The 20570-nt window shown below is 68.1% G+C and carries 18 protein-coding genes; 11 read left to right on the top strand and 7 right to left on the bottom strand.

Translation table 11 applies throughout. The annotated features are described in order from the left end of the window. The first annotated feature begins 105 nt into the window (after positions 1 to 105). From OV287_RS56165 to OV287_RS00195, 3 genes are read left to right on the top strand one after another with little or no spacing between them, the layout of a single operon-like run. Positions 106 to 765 (top strand): hypothetical protein, encoded by a 660-nt coding sequence (locus tag OV287_RS56165; protein WP_308809537.1) that lies wholly within the window; start codon positions 106 to 108, stop codon positions 763 to 765. Beyond that, complete coding sequence (locus OV287_RS56160; RefSeq protein WP_308809536.1) at positions 762 to 1619, top strand: hypothetical protein; 858 nt, start codon at positions 762 to 764, stop codon at positions 1617 to 1619. Before OV287_RS56165 ends, OV287_RS56160 begins: the two co-directional genes overlap by 4 nt. Beyond that, entirely contained in the window at positions 1616 to 2086 is a 471-nt protein-coding gene (locus tag OV287_RS00195; RefSeq protein WP_267531911.1) for an NUDIX hydrolase, read from the top strand. Before OV287_RS56160 ends, OV287_RS00195 begins: the two co-directional genes overlap by 4 nt. A gap of 64 nt (positions 2087 to 2150) precedes the next feature. Here the strand turns inward: OV287_RS00195 and OV287_RS00190 are convergent, their stop codons facing one another. Further along, the gene (locus tag OV287_RS00190) at positions 2151 to 2684 is read right to left on the bottom strand and encodes a PD-(D/E)XK nuclease superfamily protein (protein WP_267531910.1); all 534 of its coding nucleotides are present in this window, start codon (positions 2682 to 2684) and stop codon (positions 2151 to 2153) included. A gap of 23 nt (positions 2685 to 2707) precedes the next feature. Beyond that, positions 2708 to 3433, bottom strand: a complete 726-nt coding sequence (locus OV287_RS00185; protein WP_267531909.1) for a DNA-methyltransferase — start codon at positions 3431 to 3433, stop codon at positions 2708 to 2710. Positions 3434 to 3594: 161 nt separating this feature from the next. Between OV287_RS00185 and OV287_RS00180 the strand changes: the two genes are divergently transcribed. Beyond that, positions 3595 to 4950: a Kelch repeat-containing protein gene (locus OV287_RS00180; RefSeq protein WP_267531908.1), complete on the top strand. Its 1356-nt coding sequence runs from the start codon at positions 3595 to 3597 to the stop codon at positions 4948 to 4950. A 98-nt stretch (positions 4951 to 5048) separates the two neighbouring features. Beyond that, positions 5049 to 5174: a hypothetical protein gene (locus OV287_RS00175; protein WP_267531907.1), complete on the top strand. Its 126-nt coding sequence runs from the start codon at positions 5049 to 5051 to the stop codon at positions 5172 to 5174. Positions 5175 to 5180: 6 nt separating this feature from the next. Here OV287_RS00175 and OV287_RS00170 read toward each other — a convergent pair whose 3' ends face one another. Continuing rightward, positions 5181 to 7046, bottom strand: a complete 1866-nt coding sequence (locus OV287_RS00170; protein WP_267531906.1) for a glycoside hydrolase family 15 protein — start codon at positions 7044 to 7046, stop codon at positions 5181 to 5183. Between the two features lie 198 nt (positions 7047 to 7244). Here OV287_RS00170 and OV287_RS00165 point away from each other — a divergent pair, with 198 nt between their 5' ends. Together OV287_RS00165 and OV287_RS00160 are read left to right on the top strand one after the other, a co-directional pair. After that, positions 7245 to 9380 carry a serine/threonine protein kinase gene (locus OV287_RS00165; RefSeq protein ID WP_267531905.1) on the top strand — a complete coding sequence of 712 codons (2136 nt, stop codon included), beginning with the start codon at positions 7245 to 7247 and terminating at the stop codon, positions 9378 to 9380. A gap of 92 nt (positions 9381 to 9472) precedes the next feature. Beyond that, the gene (locus OV287_RS00160) at positions 9473 to 10417 is read left to right on the top strand and encodes a DUF2381 family protein (protein WP_267531904.1); all 945 of its coding nucleotides are present in this window, start codon (positions 9473 to 9475) and stop codon (positions 10415 to 10417) included. 41 nt (positions 10418 to 10458) lie between these two features. Here OV287_RS00160 and OV287_RS00155 read toward each other — a convergent pair whose 3' ends face one another. After that, on the bottom strand, positions 10459 to 11049 hold the full coding sequence (locus tag OV287_RS00155; RefSeq protein WP_267531903.1) for an imm11 family protein: 591 nt from the start codon (positions 11047 to 11049) through the stop codon (positions 10459 to 10461). Then, the gene (locus tag OV287_RS00150; protein WP_267531902.1) at positions 11046 to 12407 is read right to left on the bottom strand and encodes an AHH domain-containing protein; all 1362 of its coding nucleotides are present in this window, start codon (positions 12405 to 12407) and stop codon (positions 11046 to 11048) included. The genes OV287_RS00155 and OV287_RS00150 overlap by 4 nt, the downstream gene beginning before the upstream one ends. Before the next feature lie 69 nt (positions 12408 to 12476). On the opposite strand from OV287_RS00150, the gene OV287_RS00145 reads away from it, so the two are divergent. Together OV287_RS00145 and OV287_RS00140 are read left to right on the top strand one after the other, a co-directional pair. Continuing rightward, positions 12477 to 12974, top strand: a complete 498-nt coding sequence (locus OV287_RS00145; RefSeq protein WP_267531901.1) for a hypothetical protein — start codon at positions 12477 to 12479, stop codon at positions 12972 to 12974. Next, positions 12971 to 14311: a hypothetical protein gene (locus OV287_RS00140; protein ID WP_267531900.1), complete on the top strand. Its 1341-nt coding sequence runs from the start codon at positions 12971 to 12973 to the stop codon at positions 14309 to 14311. Before OV287_RS00145 ends, OV287_RS00140 begins: the two co-directional genes overlap by 4 nt. Positions 14312 to 14353: 42 nt before the next feature. Here OV287_RS00140 and OV287_RS00135 read toward each other — a convergent pair whose 3' ends face one another. Next, positions 14354 to 14878 carry a GNAT family N-acetyltransferase gene (locus tag OV287_RS00135; protein WP_267531899.1) on the bottom strand — a complete coding sequence of 175 codons (525 nt, stop codon included), beginning with the start codon at positions 14876 to 14878 and terminating at the stop codon, positions 14354 to 14356. Between the two features lie 331 nt (positions 14879 to 15209). On the opposite strand from OV287_RS00135, the gene OV287_RS00130 reads away from it, so the two are divergent. Further along, positions 15210 to 16442: a cytochrome P450 gene (locus OV287_RS00130; RefSeq protein ID WP_373371794.1), complete on the top strand. Its 1233-nt coding sequence runs from the start codon at positions 15210 to 15212 to the stop codon at positions 16440 to 16442. Here OV287_RS00130 and OV287_RS00125 read toward each other — a convergent pair. Then, positions 16387 to 18264: a DUF4091 domain-containing protein gene (locus OV287_RS00125; protein WP_267531897.1), complete on the bottom strand. Its 1878-nt coding sequence runs from the start codon at positions 18262 to 18264 to the stop codon at positions 16387 to 16389. The genes OV287_RS00130 and OV287_RS00125 overlap by 56 nt on opposite strands. Before the next feature lie 361 nt (positions 18265 to 18625). On the opposite strand from OV287_RS00125, the gene OV287_RS00120 reads away from it, so the two are divergent. Beyond that, on the top strand, positions 18626 to 20542 hold the full coding sequence (locus OV287_RS00120; protein WP_267531896.1) for a M4 family metallopeptidase: 1917 nt from the start codon (positions 18626 to 18628) through the stop codon (positions 20540 to 20542). Positions 20543 to 20570: the final 28 nt, after the last annotated feature.

Below are 20570 nucleotides of genomic sequence, written 5' to 3'. Positions count from 1 at the left end.
GGGCCACAGAGCCACAGCTGTCAGCCGCCTCGGCTACTTCCAACCGCGCCAACCCTGACTACCACCCTGCGGGAGCCTTCGCTTCCGTGGGCCTGGGGGTAGACCATGCGCGCTGACTCGCCGCGTCCCCGGTGCGCGGGGCTGCTGCTCGTCCTGGCCCTGCTGTCCACCGGCTGCGCGTCGCTGCGGCCACTGCCGGGCCGGCAGATGAGCCTGCGTTACACGCACGGAGAGGACGGCGCGCCCGCATGGGCCGAAGTACCGGGCGAGGAGTCCTCGTCCGAGCCCAAGGGTCCGCAGCGGCTGCACCGCCGCCAGGGCTCGCGGGAGGCGGTGACGGCGGTAGGCCCTGGCAGCATGGAGGGGACTACTGAGAGAAGCGCCCTGGCGGCCCACCTGGCGTTTCGCAGTAGCGTGGGTGAGGTGTCCGGCTCCACCCGCCGCATCTCCGGCGAGCTCTCCAGACTCAAGGCAAGCCACCTGGGCATCGCTGGTGCGGGCAACGGCATCTTCGTCCGCTACGTCGATTATGGCGAAGCTCAGTTGCGGTGGATTGAGGCCGAGCTTGCCGCCGCCACGGAGTTGGTCGCCAACGCCTCAGAGGTGGAGGACTCGGACATGCAGCTCGCATTGCTGCGCCTCGCCGGCCCACGGCTGGAGGCCGCCATGATGGGCTCCATCCTGCTGACCGTATGGGTTGACTTCCTCAACCTCACCGACGCCACGCTCTCCCGCACCTCTATGGTGTGGAGACGCTGTTCGTGAAAATGGAGCGCTGGCAGAAGAGGATGGAGCCCGCCTTGACGGCGCTCTCGTCCCTGGAGCCAGAGCAGGTGGAGGCCGCGGCGGACGACATGCCCGCCCTGGTAGGCCACCTCACGGGCGAGTTCGCTGCACTCCTCGAGGCCGTGCACAAGGGGGCGAAAGTCCTCGAGACGGCGCTGGTGCTGAAGGAGTCCATGGAGACGCTCACCATGCTGTCGGCACTGAGGTTTTCGCTCCCCGCCATGCGCCCGGCCGCTCCCGCCATGCTCGGCGTGGGCCTCATGGTGGGCCCCAACGGCGTGATGATGGGGACGCGGATTGTCGTGTCCGCCGAGTGGGTGGAGATGATGCGCCAGTTGGTGCGCGCGGGCATCCTCTCCCTGCCCGCCAGCAGCGCCGCTGTGCGGATTCAAGCCGGCCAGGTGATGATGGCGCAGGCGGACGGCGGGCTGCCACAGGGCGTGCGCGACGCGCTTGGCGATGGGCCCGAGGTACGGGCCATGCGCGTGACGGGCAAAGCGGGGGCCGGTATGGCCGAGCCACCGCGGCACCACGTCATGCCCAAAGAGTTCCGCGAGTGGTTCGAGAAGCGCGGCTTCACCGGCAAGATGAGCATCGAGTGGTTCTGCGTCACGCTGCAGCAGGCACACCACCAGGCAATTCACGGTGGTGGAAACTGGAAGCTGGGGCGCAAGTGGCCCGGTGAATGGAACCGGATGATCATGAAGGTGCTGCGCGACGCCGAGGTTGAAGCCGGCCGGACGTTGACGCGGAACACGATCCTGGAGATCGTCGCGGAGTACATGAAGGAGTACGGAATCCCCATGAACTTCATCCGCTGCGGTGGGAGATGAGCGACGGACGTGCTTGGGAGGGCAACGTGAAAGCGCGCCTGTATGAGCGGGTGCGCCAGCGTGGTTATGATTCGCTCACCGCCTTCGCCGAGGCGCGCCCCACCGCCTCACTATTGGAACTGGCGGATGAGCTTGGTCCTGATGACATCGCAGCAGTGCAGGTCTTCAGCGGGTTGGTGGCGGAGGCGGAGCGTAGCCGTCGGGTCACACGGTTGGTGCGCGGGCAACTCGTGCGCGAACTGTCTCAGCGTCTCCCAAACGGTTGGCCGGCCGTGCTTGACGACGAAAACCACCTCAAGGTTGCCGTGGCACTCGCCCGTTGGGGGACCTACACCCCAGAAACTCATGAACAGCACGTCGAGCGGGCCAAGGCAGCGCTCCGCACTTCGCCGCCACCAGCCGGGTGGCGACCGCTGGGACCCGACGACGAACTGTTGCTCACTCTCCTGCCTGACGAAGAAGTCTGAACTGCACCCCGACCGGCTCACCTACCGCATCGTGTACCGCGTGGTCCGGGACGGAATCGAGGTGCTAACGGTCTTCGAGGGACATCGCCTCTTGCCGGAAGACGTCATTCCGGGAGACGACGAGGGCTAAGGACCGAGCCGGCTCAAGCGCCACGCGCTTCTTGCCGCGCACGAGCACGTCCCACCACTTGAAGGTCATGGCGAGGATGGTGTCCAGCTCACGCGTGTCGTGGGAGGTCGCGAGCGACCTCGAGCCGGGCAGGCAATAGGCCGCGATGGGAGACGCGGAGAGGATGTGCAGAATCCCCTGCGAGAAGCCGTCCCCCGCGTAGACGACGCAGACGGGAATCCGCATGCTCTCCAGGTCCTGCAGGGCGAAGGGAATCTTCTCGTCCACGGTGCCCACGCTGCCCTGGTACTTGCATTCAATGGCGAGCGCCGTGCGTGTGGTGGGCTCGAGCACGAAGATGTCCACGCGCCGGCCCCGGCCCGTGAGCGTCTTGCCGATGTGCACCTCGCGGTACACCTTCACCCCGCGCGAGGCGAAGTTCTTCACGATGTATCTGGCCACCAGGTCCGCGTATTCGTGTCCAGTCATCCGTGCCTCCCACGTCTGGCCCCTCACCCGCTCCGAGCCAGACGCATGCCTCGCGTGTCCGCCGTCTCCTCGGGCACCGCTCCCTCGGCGCGCAAGCGGGTGTCGGAGATCTCCAACGCCTCGTCACAGATGTCGGTGCCGCGGAAGTCCCGCCCCAGCCGCACCGCCGCCACGCCCACCGAGCCCGAGCCCATGAAGGGGTCCACCACCACGTCTCCGGGCGAGCTGCTCTGCCGGATGAGCACCTCGCTGAGCGCGGGGGGCTTCTCCACCGGGTAGCCCCGGTGGATGCGCGGCACCGGGAGCACGTCCGCCACGCCCAGGTCGCTCAACCGTCGCCGGCCCTTCTCGAAGAAGAGGATGAGCTCGTAGCGGGAGCGGTAGTGGTAGCCCATGCCAATGTGCTGCTTGTCCCAGACGATGGGCTTCCAGAACCGGAAGCCCGCGGCCTCCGCGAGCGGCTTCGCGATGAACATCGTCTCCGGGTCGCAGAAGAGATAGAAGTGCGAGTCCCGTTTCAGCACCCGCCAGACCTCGGCGAACAGCTCGGGGAAGCGCGCGTTCGGGAAAATCTGGAACCAGAGGTTGCTCGACGCCTTGCTGCGCTTGAGGCGCGTGGTGGTGCCGATGGCGCGGTGCTTCTCGAGGGACTCGTAGGCGGGGTCGGTGATGACGAGGTCCACCGACGACTCCGGCAGGGTGCGGAGCCACTCGACGGCATCACTTTGAGACAGACGGTAGCGGGACATGAGGGAGGCGCACCGGGAGTAACCGGCGCGGGGGCAGCGTACCCAGGGAGTATGACATCCCTCGCCACCCGCCCTCCTCCCCGGGTCGGAAGAGTTATTCAGGAACGAGCAAATGGGAGGATGGAGGCAAGGAACTGGAGGAACGAGGTACGGTGCGCCCCATGACGCCAATGACCCGAGTCCTCGTGTTGCTGTGCGGGCTATCCGGTGTGACCGCGTGCCTCATCGAGCCCGATGTGCTGCGCATCACCAACGGCTATCAATCCGCCGCCGCTACTTCCGGCGAACAGCCCGTCACGCTGCGCATCGAGATCAGCGATCCGTATGGCCAGACGCCCACCTTCAAGTGGTCGGCGCCCGCGGGCAACCTGGGCGCATCCAAGGACACGGCCACCGGGAGCGAGGTCATCTGGACGGCGCCCTCCTGCCCCTCGGCGGAGTCGAGCGTCATCATCACGGCCACCGTCACCGATGCCCAGGGGCTCTCCGGCTCCACGAACTTCCAGGTGAGTCTGGAGTGCGCGAAGTGGGCACCCACCGCCCAGATGAGCGCCACCCGCTCTGGGCATACCGCCACCCTGTTGCCCTCGGGCCAGGTGCTGGTGACGGGCGGCTGGTCCACGGGCAACCTCTACATCCCCACCGCGGAGGTGTACGACCCTACCACCGGCGCCTGGACGCCCACGCCCAACATGAGCGTCGCCCACGCCGGTCATACCGCCACCCTGTTGCCCTCGGGTCAGGTGCTCGTCACCGGCGGCATCAACGCCCAGGGCGTCACCGCCGCCGCGGAGCTGTTCGACCCGAGTCTGGGAAGCTGGCTCCCCACCGGCGCCATGACGTCCCCGCGCAGCCAGCACGCCACCGTCCTGCTGCCCGACGGCAAGGTGCTCGTCACCGGCGGCGTCGTCAGCAATAACTTCGTCGCCACGGCGGAGCTGTACGACCCGGCCACCGGCTCCTGGTTCCCTACCGGCAGCATGGCGGTCTCCCGCTTCAACCACACCATGACCGTCCTGCCCTCTGGCAAGGTGCTCGTCACCGGCGGTCACGGTACCTCCTCCACGGAGCTGTACGACCCGGCCACTGGCACCTGGAGCCTCGCTGGCAACATGCGCGCCAACCGCTCTTCGCATGCGGCCACCCTGTTGCCCTCGGGCAAGGTACTCATCTCCGGCGGACTCAACGGCAGCTTCGTCACCATCCTGACGGAGCTGTACGACCCGGACACCGGGACCTGGTCCCTCTCCGGCAACATGATCACTGGCAGGGCCACCCACACGGCCACCGTGCTGCCCTCGGGCAAGGTGCTCGTCTCCGGTGGCCGAGGCTCTGAGCGCTACTACGCCGCGGCCGAGGTGTACGACCCGGCCACTGGCACATGGTTCAGCATCGGCAACCTGGGCTCCGTCCGCGCGGCCCATACCGCCACCCTGCTGCCCTCAGGCACGGTGCTGGTGACCGGCGGACGTGACGAAGTGGGTTACTCCTCCTCCTCGGAGCTCTTCACGCCCTGAGACAGAGTGAGGCCTGGATTGCGCATGCCCCCTCTCCCTCTGGGAGAGGGCGGGGGGTGAGGGTAGTCGTTTCAACGATGGAGACAGGAGACTCCTTCATGAATCGCCGGATCGCCGTGCTCGCAGGAAGCCTCGCCGCCTTCACCACGCCCGAGCCCATTCCCGTCCTCACCCAAGGCCATGCGGCCCAGGACGTCCAGGTACGCGTGCGCCCCGGCGGGTAACGCGCCTCACACTCGCTCGCTCTCCATCGAAGGGGAGACCCGCGCGGAGGGAACCCGCCACCTCCGGCGCTCCTCCGCCTGGGTAATCGCCCACGCCGCGTTCACCAGTCCGATGTGACTGAAGGCCTGTGGGAAGTTGCCCAGCAGCTCCCCGCTCTCGGGCTCCACCTCCTCGGACAGCAACCCCACGTCATTCACGTGCTCCACCGCCTGCGTGAACGTCTCGCGGGCCCGCTCCACCTCGTCCGCCAGCGCGTACGCCTGTGCCAGCCAGAAGGTGCACAGGAGGAACGTGCCCTCCTCGCCCTCCAGCCCATCCTCTGCCCGGTAGCGGTACACCAGCCCCCGGGCATCCGTGAGGTCCGTGGCGATGACCTCCATCGTGGCGCGCATCCTGGGGTCGCTCGCTGGCAGGAAACCGCAGCTGGGCAGCATCAGCACCGACGCATCCAACACATCCGAGTCGAAGGACTGCGTGAAGGCCCCCACCTGCGCGCTCCACCCGTGCTCCAGGATGGCCGCGCGGATGTCGCGCCGCACCCGCTTCCAGCGTGCCACGCGCTCCGCATCCGCGCCCAGCATGTCCTTCAGCTCCAGGGCCCGGTCCATCGCCACCCAGCACATCAGCTTCGAGTAGAGGTGGTGGCGAGGCGGGCCCCTCATCTCCCAGATGCCTTGATCCGGCTCGGTCCAGCGGTCCGCGGCCGTATCCGCCAGCGTCATCAGGAACTGCCGCCCAGCCTCGTCCAGCCCACCGAGCTGCGCCTTGAGCCGGTGCGCCGCCCCGAGCACCTCGCCGTAGACATCGAGCTGCCGCTGCGTCCACGCCCCATTGCCCACCCGCACCGGCCAGCTCCCTCGCCACCCTGGCAGGTGCGGCAACACGCGCTCGCTCAGGTCGCGCTCTCCGCCAATGCCAAACATGATTTGAAGGTCCTCGCCCCGATGCATCTGCGTCATGGCCGAGGTGAGGAAGTCGAAGAAGACCTCCGCCTCGTCCGGACAGGCCGCCACCCAGAGCGCTTCCAGCGTGAGGCTCGCGTCGCGCAGCCACGTGTAGCGGTAGTCCCAGTTGCGCTCGCCCCCCACCGACTCGGGCAGCGAGGTGGTGGGCGCGGCGACAATGGCGCCTGTCGGCTGGAAGGTGAGCGCCTGCAACACCCGGCCGCTGTGGTGCACCAGCTCGCGCCAGGGGCCCTCGTAGTTCTGGTGCATGTCCGACCAGCTCCGCCACCCCTCCACCGTGTCTCGGAGCCACGCGTCGATCTCCCCCTGGCTCCAGGCGCGCAGTGGCGGCTCCCACCACGCGCGGTGCTCCAGGGCGAAGCTCACCGACTCGCCCGCCCGCAGGGTGAAGCGCCCGGACGCGCTGCAGTCCTCGATGCGCAAGCGCACTGGCGAGGACAGCCGCAGCATGTCCGCGCCGCCCCGTGCCGACAGCCCGCCCTCCACCTCGCGCAGCAGCGGGTGCACCAGGCCGTACTCGGGCCGCGGGCGGAAGTCCGTCTCGAACTCCACCTGCCCCTCCACACACATCACCCTGCGCAGCAACATGCCGGGCGCGTTGGCTCCCAGGGAGTGCTCGCGATTGCCCCACCCCAGCGCCATTGCCTCCACCTGCACGGCAATGCCGGTGGGCGTGTGGTGCAGCGTCTCCAGCACGAGCGTGCGTTCAAGGTAGCGCCGGTGCGAGCGTCCCCTCACCGGCCGAAGCACCCAGTGCCCCGCCTCCGCGCCCAGCATGCGACCAAACACAGAAGGCGAGTCAAAGCGGGGCCAGCACAGCCAGTCCACCGAGCCTCGGCGGCTCACGAGCAGGGCCGAGTGGCAGTTGGACAGCAAGGCATAGTCGGAGATGGGCGGCGCACGCATGAGGTCTCCCGTGTGCCCTGAATCTAGGCACGCGCGCCCAGGCCCTCCGCCCTCTCCCCAGCGGGAGGGCGAGCAAGCAACTGCTTCAGCGTGCTGTTGGACCGGCGCGAACAGGCACGTCCCGTAGCGACTGGCTCTTCGGGCACGCGAGTCTGCCCCGGTCCCGCCACCCACAGGCCGTGCTAGACCTCCGAGGTCATGAAGCTGGCCCCACCTGTAGAGAATGCATCCTTCCCCTTCCCCGCCCGCGGAGACAAGGTGGAGGGCTACGAGATCGTGGCGCCACTGGGCTCCGGAGGCCACGGGCTCGTCTACAAGGTGGTGCGCGAAGAGCGCTTCTTCGCCCTCAAGCTGTTGCGCGCCCGCTCCCTGGACGCTCGGGGTCAGCGCGAAATCAACATCCTCCGGCACCTCCTGCATCGCAACGTGGTGCGCCTGCACACCTGGGGCAGATGGCCGCATGCCGTCCATGGACACCTCTTCTTCGTCATGGACTTCGTCGCGGGCCGGACGCTGGAGGAGTGGGCACTGGAGGACAACCCCTGTGCGCGGTGCGTGGCCCGCGTGCTGCTGGAGGTGGTGCGGGCATTGGCAGACATCCACGCCCGGGGCGTGCTGCACCGCGACCTCAAGCGGGAGAACATCCTGCTGCGCACCTCGGATGGGGTGCCCATGCTGGTGGACTTCGGAATCGGCTGGCTGGCGGGAGAGCCGACGCTGACGGGTGAGACGCTCCCACCGGGCACACCCGAGTACCGCAGCCCCGAGGCCCTGCGCTTCGAGCGGGAGCACGCGGACGGACAGGCGCGCTACACGCCCGACGCGGGGGATGAGTCATGGGCCCTGGGCGTCATCCTCTACTGGCTGCTCACGGACGTGCTGCCCTTTGGCCTGCGCTACGTGGGCGCACTCAACGAGCGCATCCTCACGGTGAGGCCCAAGGCGCCTCGCGAGGTAAACCCGCGCGTGCCCCAGGTGCTCAGCGAGCTGTGCATGCGCATGTTGGAAAAGGAGCGGGAGGCTCGCTTCGCCACGTGCGTGGAGCTGGCGGGAGCACTGGAGGCGGCGCTGGCCGGGGCGGACGAGAGCTGGGTGCTGCCGCTGGTGGACGTGGAGGCGCCGGAGCTGGCGCCTACCGAGGACGTGCCTGGAATGGCACCAGGCGATGCGGGGGCGAAGGAGGCCCAGCGGTGGACCGCGGGCCCGCTACGGCGGGGACAGAAAACCAGGCGCGGGCCAGCACCCGCGCGGCACGAATGCGGCCCTGCCGTCGTGGAGCCACCCGTCCCTGCATCCGTCCCTGCACAGAAGGTGGCCGGGTCCGCGCCCGTTGGTGAAGCGCCAGATGCGGCGGTGATGGCCGGGCCTGCCCCGCGAGCGTCACCGCCTCCGGTGGCTGAAGCCGCCGCGCCACCCGCAACCCACGAGCATGGGGCGCAGGGCGTATCACACGCTCCGCCGAACCCTGCCCACCGTGCACACGCGCGCTCGCTGCTCGCCGCGGGCATGACGCCGATTCACGCGGCAATGGTGGCGCTCGCGGTGGTGCTGCTGGGCGTGGGGGTACTGGCGGGTGCCTGGGCCGTGAAGGGCCGCACGGCCGCTACGCCAGTCCCGGCGTTACCAGAGGAGCCCCTCCCACCCGGGAGGTTGGCGAGCAACCCGACGCTGCACACCTATCTGGTCCGCGAAGTGGCGGCCTCGAGAGGGCCGTCCGAAGCTGGAGGGGGCGCGGCCACAGTCCTGGACCCTCCTCCCGCGTCCACCTTCGCTACCATGCTCCGCGAGAATGACGCCCGCTTGAAGTCCGAAGAGAAGCCCACCCCGAGGCCGCAGCGTAAGGCATTGCCCTGTGTGCCCAACCGCCAGGAGACGTGCGTGGTGGGCTTCTGCATCGTGTTGCTCACCGGCTGCACCAGCACGCCCCAGGTGGTGCGCCCCCCGCCCAAGCCCGCCGACTGCCCTCCCGAAGCCCTGAAGGCCATGAAGGAGCTGGGCATCGCCATCGGCGACACAGCGGGTGTCACCTTCCCCGCCGAGGGCGGCGCCGCACCCGTCACCGTGCGCGAGTCCACGCCGGTGCGGACACTGGATCGGCTGGGGCAATTGGACCCGGTCTACCTCACCGGGCGGCTCTACCTGGGGCCAGAGCGCGTCTACGGCCGCTTCACCCAGGCCAGGACGCATACCGGGAAGACATACCCGGTCTGCATGGAGTTGCTCGCCCTCGACGAGAAGACGCCCGGCGCCATCAGGGAAGACGTTGGCGGCCCCGCCGACTCCGCCGTGATCATCTCCTCGGAGTTCGTCCGGGTGGTGGACCGCTTCGAGTAGCACCGGCTCGGGCGGCATGGAGACGGGAAGGTGTGGTAGAGGCCAACGCCTCGGGTCTCCACGTCCCGCCTCGCCTAGGAGGTTGACTCCCCGTGCCCCTCACGTCCCCCGTGGGCCTGCTCGCGCTGGCCCTCCTCGCCTCTTCGTCCGAAACCTCCGCACCGCCCCCATCAGACGCGTGTGAAACGGCCAGTCCTCGCATCACGCTGACGACCGAGAGCACCGCGAAGGCGCACGTGGTGTGCATCAGCCCGGATGTGCCCCTCACGTTCCGCTTCGACGCGCCGCTTCAACCAGAGTCCGTGCGGCTCGAGAAACGGGAGCGCTTTGAAGACGTGGCCCCCGGACAGCAGAGCCTCTTGCTGGTGCCACCAGAGAACCTGGAGGCCGGGGAGCGTTTCAAGGTGGAGGTGTGCTTCGCGGACAATGCGGCCCCCAAGTGTGCCTCCTTCCTCTTGCTGGCGCATCCGGCACTGGGCATGTCGCAGGTGAAGGTGTTTCGCGAGCACCGTCCGGTGGAGTCCTTCCAGGAGGCGGAGGAGGCGGCCCAGGCCGAGGTGCGGCAATGCCGGGAGGAGGTCCGGCAGTTGCGAGCCGAGCGCGGTGTACCCGAGGGGCTCAGGGGCGCGATTGCCTCGGGGTTGCTGGGAAAGAATGGCATCACCGCCAGGAATCTGACTGGCAGGTTCACCAAGCCGAAGGAAAATGCCCTCGTCCCTCGCTACGTCTACAGCTACCGCGCCGAAGGCCGCGTTGCATTGGAGGTATGGCTGGAGAATCCCGGCATGGAGCCCTGGATGGCGGCGGGCGCGGTGCTGCGAGGGCCCAAGGGCGAGGTGTTGAAGCCACTGCCCCTCTGGCAGCCGGAGCCCATCCTCCCGGGTAGAGCAGGCGCCGGGGACGAGTTCCGGCCAAGGGGCCGCGTGGTGGTGGAGGTGCTGGCCTCGGCAATGGAGGCGCGGGGCACGTACACCCTCACGCTCTGGGACAAGGACACCAAGCGCACCGTCACCCTGGGGAACGTCACCTTCCCGTAGCGGCTCCCCATAGAACTGCGGGACTCCTCCCGCCCCCCAGCTCAGACCTCGAGGAATTTGATACCGGTGATGCCCTCGGCCTCCATGGCAGACTTGACGTGCTCGGAGACGATGAGGACGACCAGCCAGCCCCAGGGGCGGAAGATGTGAGCGTCCCCTATCTTCTCCGGATCCACCTTCAGCCCACGCACGTTCCGGTATTGGCCCTCCTTATCCGGGCGGTTGTCCTCAGGCAGCCAGTAGAGCACCTCCTCACACCGGGCATCGTCGATGCACCGGATGACTCGCAAGGCATTGAGAATGAACCAGGGCTCTGTCTGCCCCTCCACCTCCACGGGAATGAACTGCACCTCATTCTGGAGCCCCAGGCGCTCGAAGAGCGAGACGACACGCCGGTGGACAACGGGAATGCCCATGGACTCTGTGTATTCGAGCGCAACACCCGCTGGCTTCACGGGCAAGCGGATCGGTCTCTCGATTTCCAGGACTCGCCCCTCGTTGAACTGCCAGATGTCAAACCACTCATCCTCGCCCTCGCCCCCGGTCTCTTCGTGGAGAGGCATCCTCACGTGCCAACGCCCTGGGATGTACTTGTTGTCATTTATTTTGTAGTACTTGTCATATCTGGTCATGGCTTCCTCGTGGCCAGCTTGTTGAGCTTGGAGCCCGGCGTACAGACTTCCCCTGCAATCCTGTCGAGCTCGTCCACGAGCCTGGTTCGGCACTCGGCCCGTGGCCTACAGGTCCCGAGCGCCGCCCGCAGTCTTTCGAAAACGTCGCTGTGATACGCCTCGGGATGGGGTCCCTTGTGGTCTCGCAGGTAGACGATGTTCGCCGGGTCCTCCAGGCTCATCCCCGCTCGCGCGAAGAGTGTCTCGAAATCCGGCGTCCAGGGACCACCATTGCTTTCGGAGATGTCATTCTTGTTGGTGCACAGGTGGTGGCGATGGTGGCTGTCCTGCTTCGACTCCGCACACGCCCCTGTCGTCCGTGCAGAGGACACCGCCGACGTCACCGCCGCCGTCGCAGTATTCGCCGTCACCCCCATCAGCACCACCGTCCCCTCCGCCACGTTCACCTGCGCCCTCGTCCCCGCCGCCACCCTCACGCTTCCCCTCGCCCCTCCTCCCACCATGGCGAAGCGCGGTGGTGACAGGCTCGCCCACAGCCCTCCCTTCGGCACCTCCGGTAACCCCTTCGCCAGCTTCGCCCCCGCCACCGTCACCAGCACCCTCAGCCCCACTCCTCCCAGCGCCTTCCCAAACCTCTCCGCCACCGCCTCCAGCTCCTCCCTCGTCCTCGCCTCCTCCGCCTCCTGGTACAGCCTCAGGCACGCCTGCCCCACGTTGTAGAGTTCCGCCGCGCTGTACGTCAGCAGCAGTCCCACCGTGACGGCTCCCGCCAACGCCTTGCTGAACACCGGCTCCGGTACCGCCCACGCCAGCATGTACAGCATCATGGACGTCCCCACGGACAGCAGGACAGCGGGCGAGCTGAACAGCTCCAGCGCCGCCTCCCTCACGCCTTCCCCCATGTAGCGCGGCGAGAGCCTCAGCGCCTGAAACCACCTGGCGCTCTCCAGTGTCCCCGGCAGTTGCACCTGCGCCGGCCCCAGCAGCTCCTCGTACTCCTCTCTCACCCTCCTCTCCAACGCCGAGGGCCTCGCCTCCTCCGCTGGCACATGGCCCGCCAGGGCCAACATCGCTGCCGGGTACGGCTTCTCCTTATGCCTGCTGCTCGCCTGCTGGAATTCCTCCTCCAGCGCCTCCACCACCTCCCTCGCCTCTTCCTCCCTCCACAGCCCCAGCGCCGGGTTCGGCTTCAACCTCTTGAAGCTCAGCCTCAGCCCCTGCCCCTCGTCCCCCTGGTACCCGCTCACCCCCACCGGCTCCAGCACCGGCAGTTCGTCCTTGGCCCTTGCTGGAGTGCCCCCCAGTGCCAGCGCCAACAGCAACAGCAGGTAGATGGGTTGAAGGACTCTTGGCTGCATGTACGCGGCTCCTCCGGCCCTTCGGGATGCAAGGCGGTGGCGGCCAGTGTCCCTCACCTCAGAGGTGGGATGCCAGACACGACCCTGGCCCGGGGCTCGCGGCATCACCACCGCGATGGCCCGGGTTGCACTCACTGTGACGCCCCGGCGCCCCTCCACCCCCCGGGGGACTTCCACCAGCCTCGCATCGAAACCTATGTGGGCATGAGGAAACCGGAGAGCGGCCTGCGCTTCGCCGATGTGCTCGTCCTCGAAGAGGGCGCGCCCGCGAGCACGCCGCCCCGCGTGGAGACATTCAGATTCAAGAGCCGTGACCTCTCCCTGTTGAAGCCAAGCCCGTTGGCGGCACAGATGAAGGCGGACGCCAGCGAAGCCCTGGGGTATTACGGCGGAACGGTGGACGTCCGCCGGCCCGCCCTCCAACACCTTGGCTCCGAAGTGACAGTGCACAGAGTCCGCCTCATCTACGAGGGCGGCGCACTCAAGCCCAAGGATGCAAAAGAGCAGGCGGCAGCAGTAGCAGCAGCCCAAGAAGCAGTCCCAGGCGTGGAGGTGCTGTTCCGATGAAAGTGCTGGAGCTTCACGACCTGGATCCGGAGGACAACCTCCGGTTCGATTTCGAAGGCACCTTCGATCAGCAGGCCGCACTTGAGCACGAACTGGAGCCCCTGCTGCAAGCACTCGAGAAGTACGCGAACGGGTGGATGCCAGATGTCGTTGAAGGCAAGCGGCGACGCAAATACTCCCGCGGTGCCATTTGGAAGGCTCTGGAGGAGGAACGCGACGAAAAGAGCACGTCCATCGTGTTTGGCCGCACGAAGTGGCCCGCGTTGTATATGTGGCCCAGGCTCTCTTTTCCGCCACTCCCTCCAAAGTTACGCCTCTCGCTCAAGGTGCAGCCCCTTTCCTTCTTCGCGGAGACGGAACGCTGCCGGAATTTCGTAGAGATGGTGCGCGCATGGGCCTCTCGCTACCCCGTCTCCTACGCCATGGCCCACAGCATGGCTGACGATCAGTTGTCTGGCGCTCCCTGGTTCGGCCGCGACATGCAGGCCTCCATTCGGGACGGCTTCGACAAAATCTATGAGGTGTTCTGGCTCAACGTCTTCGGCCCCAAGCTGGTGGAAGCCGTCGGCCGCGAGCGCATGCTCTCCACCCCAGCCCACCGGGTGGAAGAGTTGCCCAACGGCTCCGTCCTCCTGGTGCTCTGGCCCACCGCCGCCGGCTTCGCCAGCGACGAGGCCCGCCTCGCCCAGGCCCGCGCCCACGCCCACCTCCGGCCCGACCTCGACTTCAACACCCTGCTGCGCACCCTGCGCGAGCGCAGCGCCACGCTCGCCCCCGTCGAGCCCCGCTTCCACCCGGACGTGGCTCCTCTCCTCTCACGCGTCGTGGACGACTGCGCCATTCACGAGCGCCAGCGCCGCATCGCCGAGCTCAACCTCTACCAACCTCCCGAGCCCGACGAGTGGCTCCCCGCCTCCTCCGCCCTGCCCTCCGATGTGGCCGACCCGGCGCGTGCTCGCAAGGATTACGACACCCTCGCCGAGCACCTCGTAGCGTTACTGCACTCCAAGGTTCCCTCCGTCTTCGACGAGACTCCCCAGTCCCTCACCGACGTCGACTTTCAGTTCTGGCACGAGGACTTCCCCACCGTCTTCGAGCGCCACCACATCGACGCCCATGCGGTGCCCCCCATCGGCGCCTACCTGGGCCAGGTGCTGGTGCGCAACCTGGGAGGCCAGTGGATTCCCCGCCAGAAGCTCGAGGAAGCGCAAGTCCTCGTGGGAAACCGCGTCTGGCTGCCCTTCGTCCGGGCCTGGCGCTACATGCGCTCGCGCCAGTCCCTCCTGGACTCCTCCCTCACCCAGTTCTACCGCGTCGCCGAGCATCACCGGGGCTGAAGCCCCGGAACGGCCTCGAACCTGGCGCGGTAGGACCGGCGCTCAGTCCTGGAACGTCAGCACGTAGGCCTCGAGGTACACAGCGGGCGTGTCCAAGTCCGCCGAGGGCTCACGCAGAAAGCCCCGGCGCTGGTACATGCGCGCCACCCCCGCCGCGCCCTGGCGCACGTGCAGGCAGATGGCCGGCACACGCCACTCGCGCGCCAGCCGCTCGGCCGCCTCCAACAGCGGGACAGACAAGCCCTGGCCGTGGAGCTCCACCGCCGTCGCCAGATGCCGCAGGTCCGCCGCGCCCGGCACCCACGCCTCCGAGCCGGGTGCGCCCGGCGGCCACAGCGCCACCGTCCCCACCACACGGCCCTCCAGCTCGGCCACCAGCACCTTCGCCACCGCGCGCTTGCTCGCCGTGTCCCGGAGGCTCTGCTTGCGCTCCTCCGTGTACACCACCTCGGGTAGCTTCTGGGCGTACTGGGTCACGAACGCCTCGACCAACAGCTCGCCGATGGCCGCGTCGTCCTCGGGCCGGGCCTCGCGGATGACCACCCGCTTCAACAATTCCGTGTTCATGCGCCTGCCCTCTACCACGGTGCCCCACCGACCTCTGACTCCAGGGCGCCCTGGCGCACTCCTGATGACAGAGCTTTCGTCTCCGCCTGACGCTTGGGTACCGCCTGACCCGGGTGTCTCCGCCTACCCCTCCTTATTGACGGGAAGCGCGCGGATTTCACCCCTGGAGACACTGCGTACTCGAAGCTTTCCACTCTCGCTGTGCGGGCCAATTCATTGCATGACCTTGGCTTGTCATTCGCATATCAATACAGGACAACGGTGCGACGCAGGAGCACCCCGCCAGAGCAGCAACTCCTGGCGGCAGCGCGAGGAGGGACCTATGGCGGGCGTGGGCCGGAAGCTTCAACTCAACCCTGTGGCACCGGAAAACCTGCTGGACCCGGTCCCTTTCTACAAGGAGTTGAGAGAGAACGACCCCGTGCACTGGTCGGAGGTGCTGCATGGCTGGTTCCTCACGCGTCACGACGACGTGATGAACGGCCTGAGAGATCCACGGCTGAGCGCCGACCGCAGCCAGGTGATGGCGTACCAGTTCCGCGCCATGGGACTGAGCCCGGAGTCCATCCGCGAGGTCATCGAGAGCTTCAAGCTGCAGATGGCCACCAAGGATGGCGTGGCCCACCAGCGCCTGCGCCGGCAGACGAGCCCTGCCTTCAGCCCGCAGGTACTCGACACGTGGCGGCCGGTGATGCGCCGCACCCTGGTGACGCTGCTGGACAAGGTGCGGAACCAGCGCCAGGTGGACCTGGTGCCCGAGGTCTTCTTCCGGCTGCCCACCCACATCATCGCGGAGCTGCTCGGCATCCCGGCCGATGACCGAGAGCAAATCCTCAAGTGGGGAGAGCCCATCACCGAGCTGACCAGCCCCGGGGCGAACACGAACGTGGTGGAGGTCGCCCGCCGAGCCAACGAAGGGCAGGCCGCGCTCAACCGGTACCTGACGGGCCTCATCGAGGAGCGCCGCCGTGCCCCGGGCGAGGACGTCATCAGCCACATGCTGCGCCTGGAGAAGCAGGGAGGAATGACGACGGAGGAGGTGGTGGCCAACACCAGCCTGCTGATGGCGGCCGGACACCTCACCACGACGGATCAGCTCGGCAATGGCCTGTACGAGCTGCTCACCCACCGGGACCAGCTCGAGCAGCTGCGCCGCGAGCCCACCCTGCTGCGGTCAGCCATCGAGGAGATGATCCGCTTCGCCCCGGCGGTGCCCTTCACCACCCGCATCGCGGTGGACCCCCTCGAGCTGCACGGCCGGACCATCCGCCCGGGAGACGTCGTGTTCCTCGGGCTGGCGGCGGCCAACCACGACCCGGCTGTCTTCCCGGACGCAGACCGCTTCGACATCACGAGAGATCCTCACCAGCACAAGCCCATGAGCTTCGGCTTCGGGGCGCACCACTGCATCGGGGCCGGCCTGGCGCGCCGCGAGCTGGAGATCGCCTTCGAAGAGCTGCTCCAACGCATGCCGGAGCTGCGCCTGGACGAGACGCAGCCGCCGCGAATCAAGAGTAACGCGTTGCTCTTCCGCGGCTTCGAGGCCCTGCACGTCCGGTGGTGACCCTCGCGTGGGCGTGGGCGCGCCGGCGAGCAGAGAACGCCAGCGCCGCCAGGGCGAGTACGCCAGCCAGGGCACTCGTGCCGCCACCGGTGCTGCAACCCCCGGTGGCCGTCGCATCCGGCTCCTCGGAGAGGGTAGCCGGTGCGGAGCGGCCGTCCGTGGAGTGGCCGTCCGTGGAGTCGCCGTCCGCGGAGCCGCCGTCCGCGGAGTCGCCGTCCGCGGAGCCGCCGTCCGCGGAGCCGCCGTCCGGTGAGCGCTGGCCGGTGAGCTCCACATAGCGGTGGACGAGCCGCAGGCGGGCGCGGTCGAAGGCGGCGCCGTCGTCCGTCACTCGGGAGGCCGAGGGGAGGAGCTCGCGAGCCACCTGCCGGGCGAAGTCCGGGTCACCAGCGTCGCTCACCAGCTTCAGCCACTCGTAGTCCTGCACACCCTGGCGGATGAGCTTGAGACGAAGCGAGGCCACCGGCACATCCGTGGCGCCGCCGATGCGCTGGGGCGTGCCCGGGAAGAAGAGGGTGCCCTCTCCATTGCCGTTGAAGCGGAACTGGTCCTCCCACGCCGAGGACAGCATGCCCACCGTCTGGTAGTAGAGCTCGCCGGTGGCGCCCGAGAGGAAGGACAGCCACTCGAGCGCGCGAGCCTTCGCGGCCGAGCGGTCCAGCATGTACGAGGGCCAGCCCGCGCCCGGCTTGTTCTCCGGCGCATTGGTGCCGTATTCACATCCGTGGCTCATGCAGCTCTGGTAGAGCCACAGCTCCTTGCCGGGCTGGGAGAGGAACTCCGAGTACTGCGCGGAGGTGCCGTCCATGTGGTTGATGAGGGGGACGGGCAGATCCACCAGCTCTTCCATGCGCTCCTTGCGCAGCTGCTGGATGTTGGTGGTGAGGAGGACGCGCAGGCCCGGGGCCACTTGCTTCACGAGGGTGGCGCGCTCGCGGATCTCCGGCCAGGGAGTGCCGAAGGGAGGCTCGTCGCCGACATAGGCATAGGCGCGCTCCAACCAGCCGCGCTCGCGGAAGTGGGTGGCGAAGTCAGCCAGGGCCTGGGGCGAGTACTCACCCAGGTACTCGAGGCTCGTCATCCGCGCACCGGGCAGCCGCGAGGGCGCGGTGCCGTCCAGGAAGGGGCCCCAGGTGGCGTCGAAGGAGGCCCAGTCCGGTACATCCCACGTGGCCGCGCCGGAAACGCGGGGGAAGGCACTGGAGAGGGTGACGCGGTGCTCGAGCGCGAGGCGCTGATAGCGCGCCAGGAGCGGCTCCAACTCCTGACGGGAGCAGTCCGTGCGGCCAGTGTGCGCGCGGCACACGTGCGGCGACCACAAGAGGAAGGCGGTGGCCAGCGAGGGGGTGCTCGGCAGCAAGGCGTCCACCACCGTGAGGCGCACGGGCACGTTCTCGCGAAGGCCATCGCTCGTCACCTCGACGGTGCCCAGGTAGTCGCCGGGAGGCGCGTCCATGGGGACGAGCACGTCCACCCAGATGGCGCGGGACTCGCGGGCGGGCACATCGAAGGGGAAGGCGGTGCGCGTCTCGTTGGCGAGCTCATCCACATCCGGCACCAGTGCGTCCGGCCAGCGGCCCACCGGCGTGTCCGGAGTGGAAGGCTGGCGAGTGGTGAGAAAGTCCTCGCGGTAGAGGGTGACCTCCGGGCCCGAGATGCGCGCGGGGCCGTCCAGCGAGGGAAGGCTCGCGCGCACGCCCCGCAGCCCCGAGTCCCCGCCATGCAGGGCCACTTGGAAGGAGACGAACTCGTTGCGAGCGGCCGTGAGGTGGATCTCCTCGGACAGGGCACGAGGGGCCGTGTCGGGGCGAACCTTCACCATGGAGCTCTCGCTCCAGACGGCAGGGGTGGCCGCAGCAGCCGGGAGCGCGGAGAGAAGTAGGGCCAGGGGTCCGAGGAGGCGGGTCACAGAGCGCATACCCGAAGTGAACCGGTGCGTGCCCGCCAGAACTTCCGCGAGAGGACGGCGGCCCCTCGGGCCCCTGCATGCCCGGCCGCCTGGCTCAGTCGGTGGAGGAAAACGACCACGGGCGAGCGGGTGCAGGCCCGCAAGCCTGTGAGCCCAAAGACATAGAGCTGCGCCACGGTCCTGTCTGTCTGTTTTTGCATTGATTGCGGGGCTGAATGCCACGCATGCTCTCCCTCTTCGGTAGCGCACCGCTGCCGGAAAGGGGAAACACCGCATGCGTACCCGGATGCTCGCAGCCTGTCTCTCGCTGGCGCTCACGGCCTGCAACACCACGGAGACCGAGGAAGCCGCCGTCACCCAGAAGCGCGCCGATGACATCGGACTCGGAGAGGTCCGGGCAGCCCTCGCCGCGCTGCCCTCGGCGGAGGTGCTCGGAACTCACGCGGATGGCGTGCCGTACATGATTCGCGGCCGGCTCGGCGCGGCGGACGCGTCCGTGCAGGGCCTGTCGGCTCGCGAGACCCATGAGCACGTTGCCGCTGCACTGGCGCACATCGCTCCCGCCTTCCGGATGAGCGCTTCGGACCTCATCGTGCGCCGGGTCTCCGTGGACGAGCAGGGCCACTCGCACCTGCGCTACGAGCAGACCCGCAATGGCCTCCAGGTGATTGGCGGTGAGCTCATCCTCCATATGGACCCGGACGGCCGGGTGTATGCGGCCAACGGCTCGGCGCGTGACGGTGAGTTCGTCCCCGCCAAGGCGCGCATCTCTCCGGAGGCCGCCCGAGCCGCGGCTCTGGACAGCACGGTGGGCCGCCACATCGCCTCCGAGGGCGAGGCCCGCCTGGTGTACATCCGCTCCAGCCAGGACGACCGCCTGAAGCTGGCCTACGAGGTGCTCGTCACAGGTGAAGGCGCGGAGCTGCCCATCCGTGACCGCGTCTACGTGAACGCACTGACCGGCGCCATCGAGGAAATTGCCGCGGAGATCCACACGGCGCTCAACCGCGCGGTGTACTCGAGCAACAACGGCACCTCGCTGCCCGGAACCCTCAAGCGCTCCGAGGGCGGCGCGGCCACCAGTGACACCCACGTGGACATGAACTACGACCACCTGGGCACCACGTACCAGTGCTACTACCAGAACTTCGGCCGCGACTCGTACAACGGCGCGGGCGCGCAGCTGCGCAGCTCGGTGCACTACAGCACCAACTACGTGAACGCCTACTGGAACGGCACCCAGATGGTGTACGGCGACGGCAACGGCGTTGACTCCGCGCCGCTGGGCAAGTCGCTGGACGTGACGGTGCACGAGCTGACGCACGCGGTGACCAGCTCCGAGTCCAACCTCACCTACTCGGGCGAGTCCGGAGCAATCAACGAGGGCCTGAGCGACATCTTCGCCTCCTACTGCGAGTGCTGGCTGAAGAACTGGGTGCCGGATGGGCCGACGTTCCTGATCGGCGACGACGTGTGGACGCCGGCCACCCCGGGTGACGCCCTGCGCTACATGGGCAACCCGACGCAGGACGGCTCGTCGACGGACTACTACCCCGAGCGCTACACGGGCACCTCCGACAACGGCGGCGTGCACTGGAACTCGGGCATCATCAACCTCGTCTACAAGCTGCTGGTCACGGGCGGCACGCACCCGCGCGGCAAGACCAGCGTCGTGGTGCCCGCCATCGGCTGCCAGAAGGCCGGCGCCATCTTCTACAAGGCGGCCACGGACTACTTCACGGCCTCCACCACCTTCGCCCAGGCGAAGACGTACACGGAGGCGGCCGCGGGCGCGCTCTACGGCACCGGCTCGTTCGAGCAGAACGCCGTCACGCTGGCCTGGCAAGCCGTGGGCATCCCGCCTCCGGTCGTCCCCGCCACGGCCCTCACCAATGGCGTGGCCACCGCCGGCATCTCGGGCGCCTCGGGCTCGGAGAAGCACTACTACCTGGATGTGCCGGCCTCCAAGGCGGTGTCCTTCGTGCTGAGCGGTGGCACGGGTGACGCGGACCTGTACGTGAAGTTCGGCTCGCAGCCGACCACCTCTTCGTACGGCTGCCGTCCGTACCTGAGCGGCAACATCGAGACGTGCAACATGACCGCCCAGACCAGCGCGGGCCGCTACTACGTGATGCTGCGCGGCTACTCCTCGTACACCAGCACCTCGCTCAAGGGCACCTACACGCCCTGAGCGCTGAGCCTGGAGTGAGTTGAACGGC

The sequence above is a fragment of the Archangium lansingense genome, assembly GCF_026626635.1.
GTDB classification, from domain to species: Bacteria; Myxococcota; Myxococcia; order Myxococcales; family Myxococcaceae; genus Archangium; species Archangium lansingense.
This window is presented reverse-complemented; position numbering and strand designations above follow the sequence as displayed.

Excerpts from the sequence above, each read along its gene's own strand:
- OV287_RS56165 (WP_308809537.1), top strand. The coding sequence starts at position 106 with ATGCGCGCTGACTCGCCGCGTCCCCGGTGCGCGGGGCTGCTGCTCGTC.
- OV287_RS00195 (WP_267531911.1), top strand. The coding sequence starts at position 1,616 with ATGAGCGACGGACGTGCTTGGGAGGGCAACGTGAAAGCGCGCCTGTAT.
- OV287_RS00190 (WP_267531910.1), bottom strand. The coding sequence starts at position 2,684 with ATGACTGGACACGAATACGCGGACCTGGTGGCCAGATACATCGTGAAG.
- OV287_RS00185 (WP_267531909.1), bottom strand. The coding sequence starts at position 3,433 with ATGTCCCGCTACCGTCTGTCTCAAAGTGATGCCGTCGAGTGGCTCCGC.
- OV287_RS00180 (WP_267531908.1), top strand. The coding sequence starts at position 3,595 with ATGACGCCAATGACCCGAGTCCTCGTGTTGCTGTGCGGGCTATCCGGT.
- OV287_RS00175 (WP_267531907.1), top strand. The coding sequence starts at position 5,049 with ATGAATCGCCGGATCGCCGTGCTCGCAGGAAGCCTCGCCGCCTTCACC.
- OV287_RS00170 (WP_267531906.1), bottom strand. The coding sequence starts at position 7,046 with ATGCGTGCGCCGCCCATCTCCGACTATGCCTTGCTGTCCAACTGCCAC.
- OV287_RS00165 (WP_267531905.1), top strand. The coding sequence starts at position 7,245 with ATGAAGCTGGCCCCACCTGTAGAGAATGCATCCTTCCCCTTCCCCGCC.
- OV287_RS00155 (WP_267531903.1), bottom strand. The coding sequence starts at position 11,049 with ATGACCAGATATGACAAGTACTACAAAATAAATGACAACAAGTACATC.
- OV287_RS00150 (WP_267531902.1), bottom strand. The coding sequence starts at position 12,407 with ATGCAGCCAAGAGTCCTTCAACCCATCTACCTGCTGTTGCTGTTGGCG.
- OV287_RS00145 (WP_267531901.1), top strand. The coding sequence starts at position 12,477 with ATGCCAGACACGACCCTGGCCCGGGGCTCGCGGCATCACCACCGCGAT.
- OV287_RS00140 (WP_267531900.1), top strand. The coding sequence starts at position 12,971 with ATGAAAGTGCTGGAGCTTCACGACCTGGATCCGGAGGACAACCTCCGG.
- OV287_RS00135 (WP_267531899.1), bottom strand. The coding sequence starts at position 14,878 with ATGAACACGGAATTGTTGAAGCGGGTGGTCATCCGCGAGGCCCGGCCC.
- OV287_RS00125 (WP_267531897.1), bottom strand. The coding sequence starts at position 18,264 with ATGGTGAAGGTTCGCCCCGACACGGCCCCTCGTGCCCTGTCCGAGGAG.
- OV287_RS00120 (WP_267531896.1), top strand. The coding sequence starts at position 18,626 with ATGCGTACCCGGATGCTCGCAGCCTGTCTCTCGCTGGCGCTCACGGCC.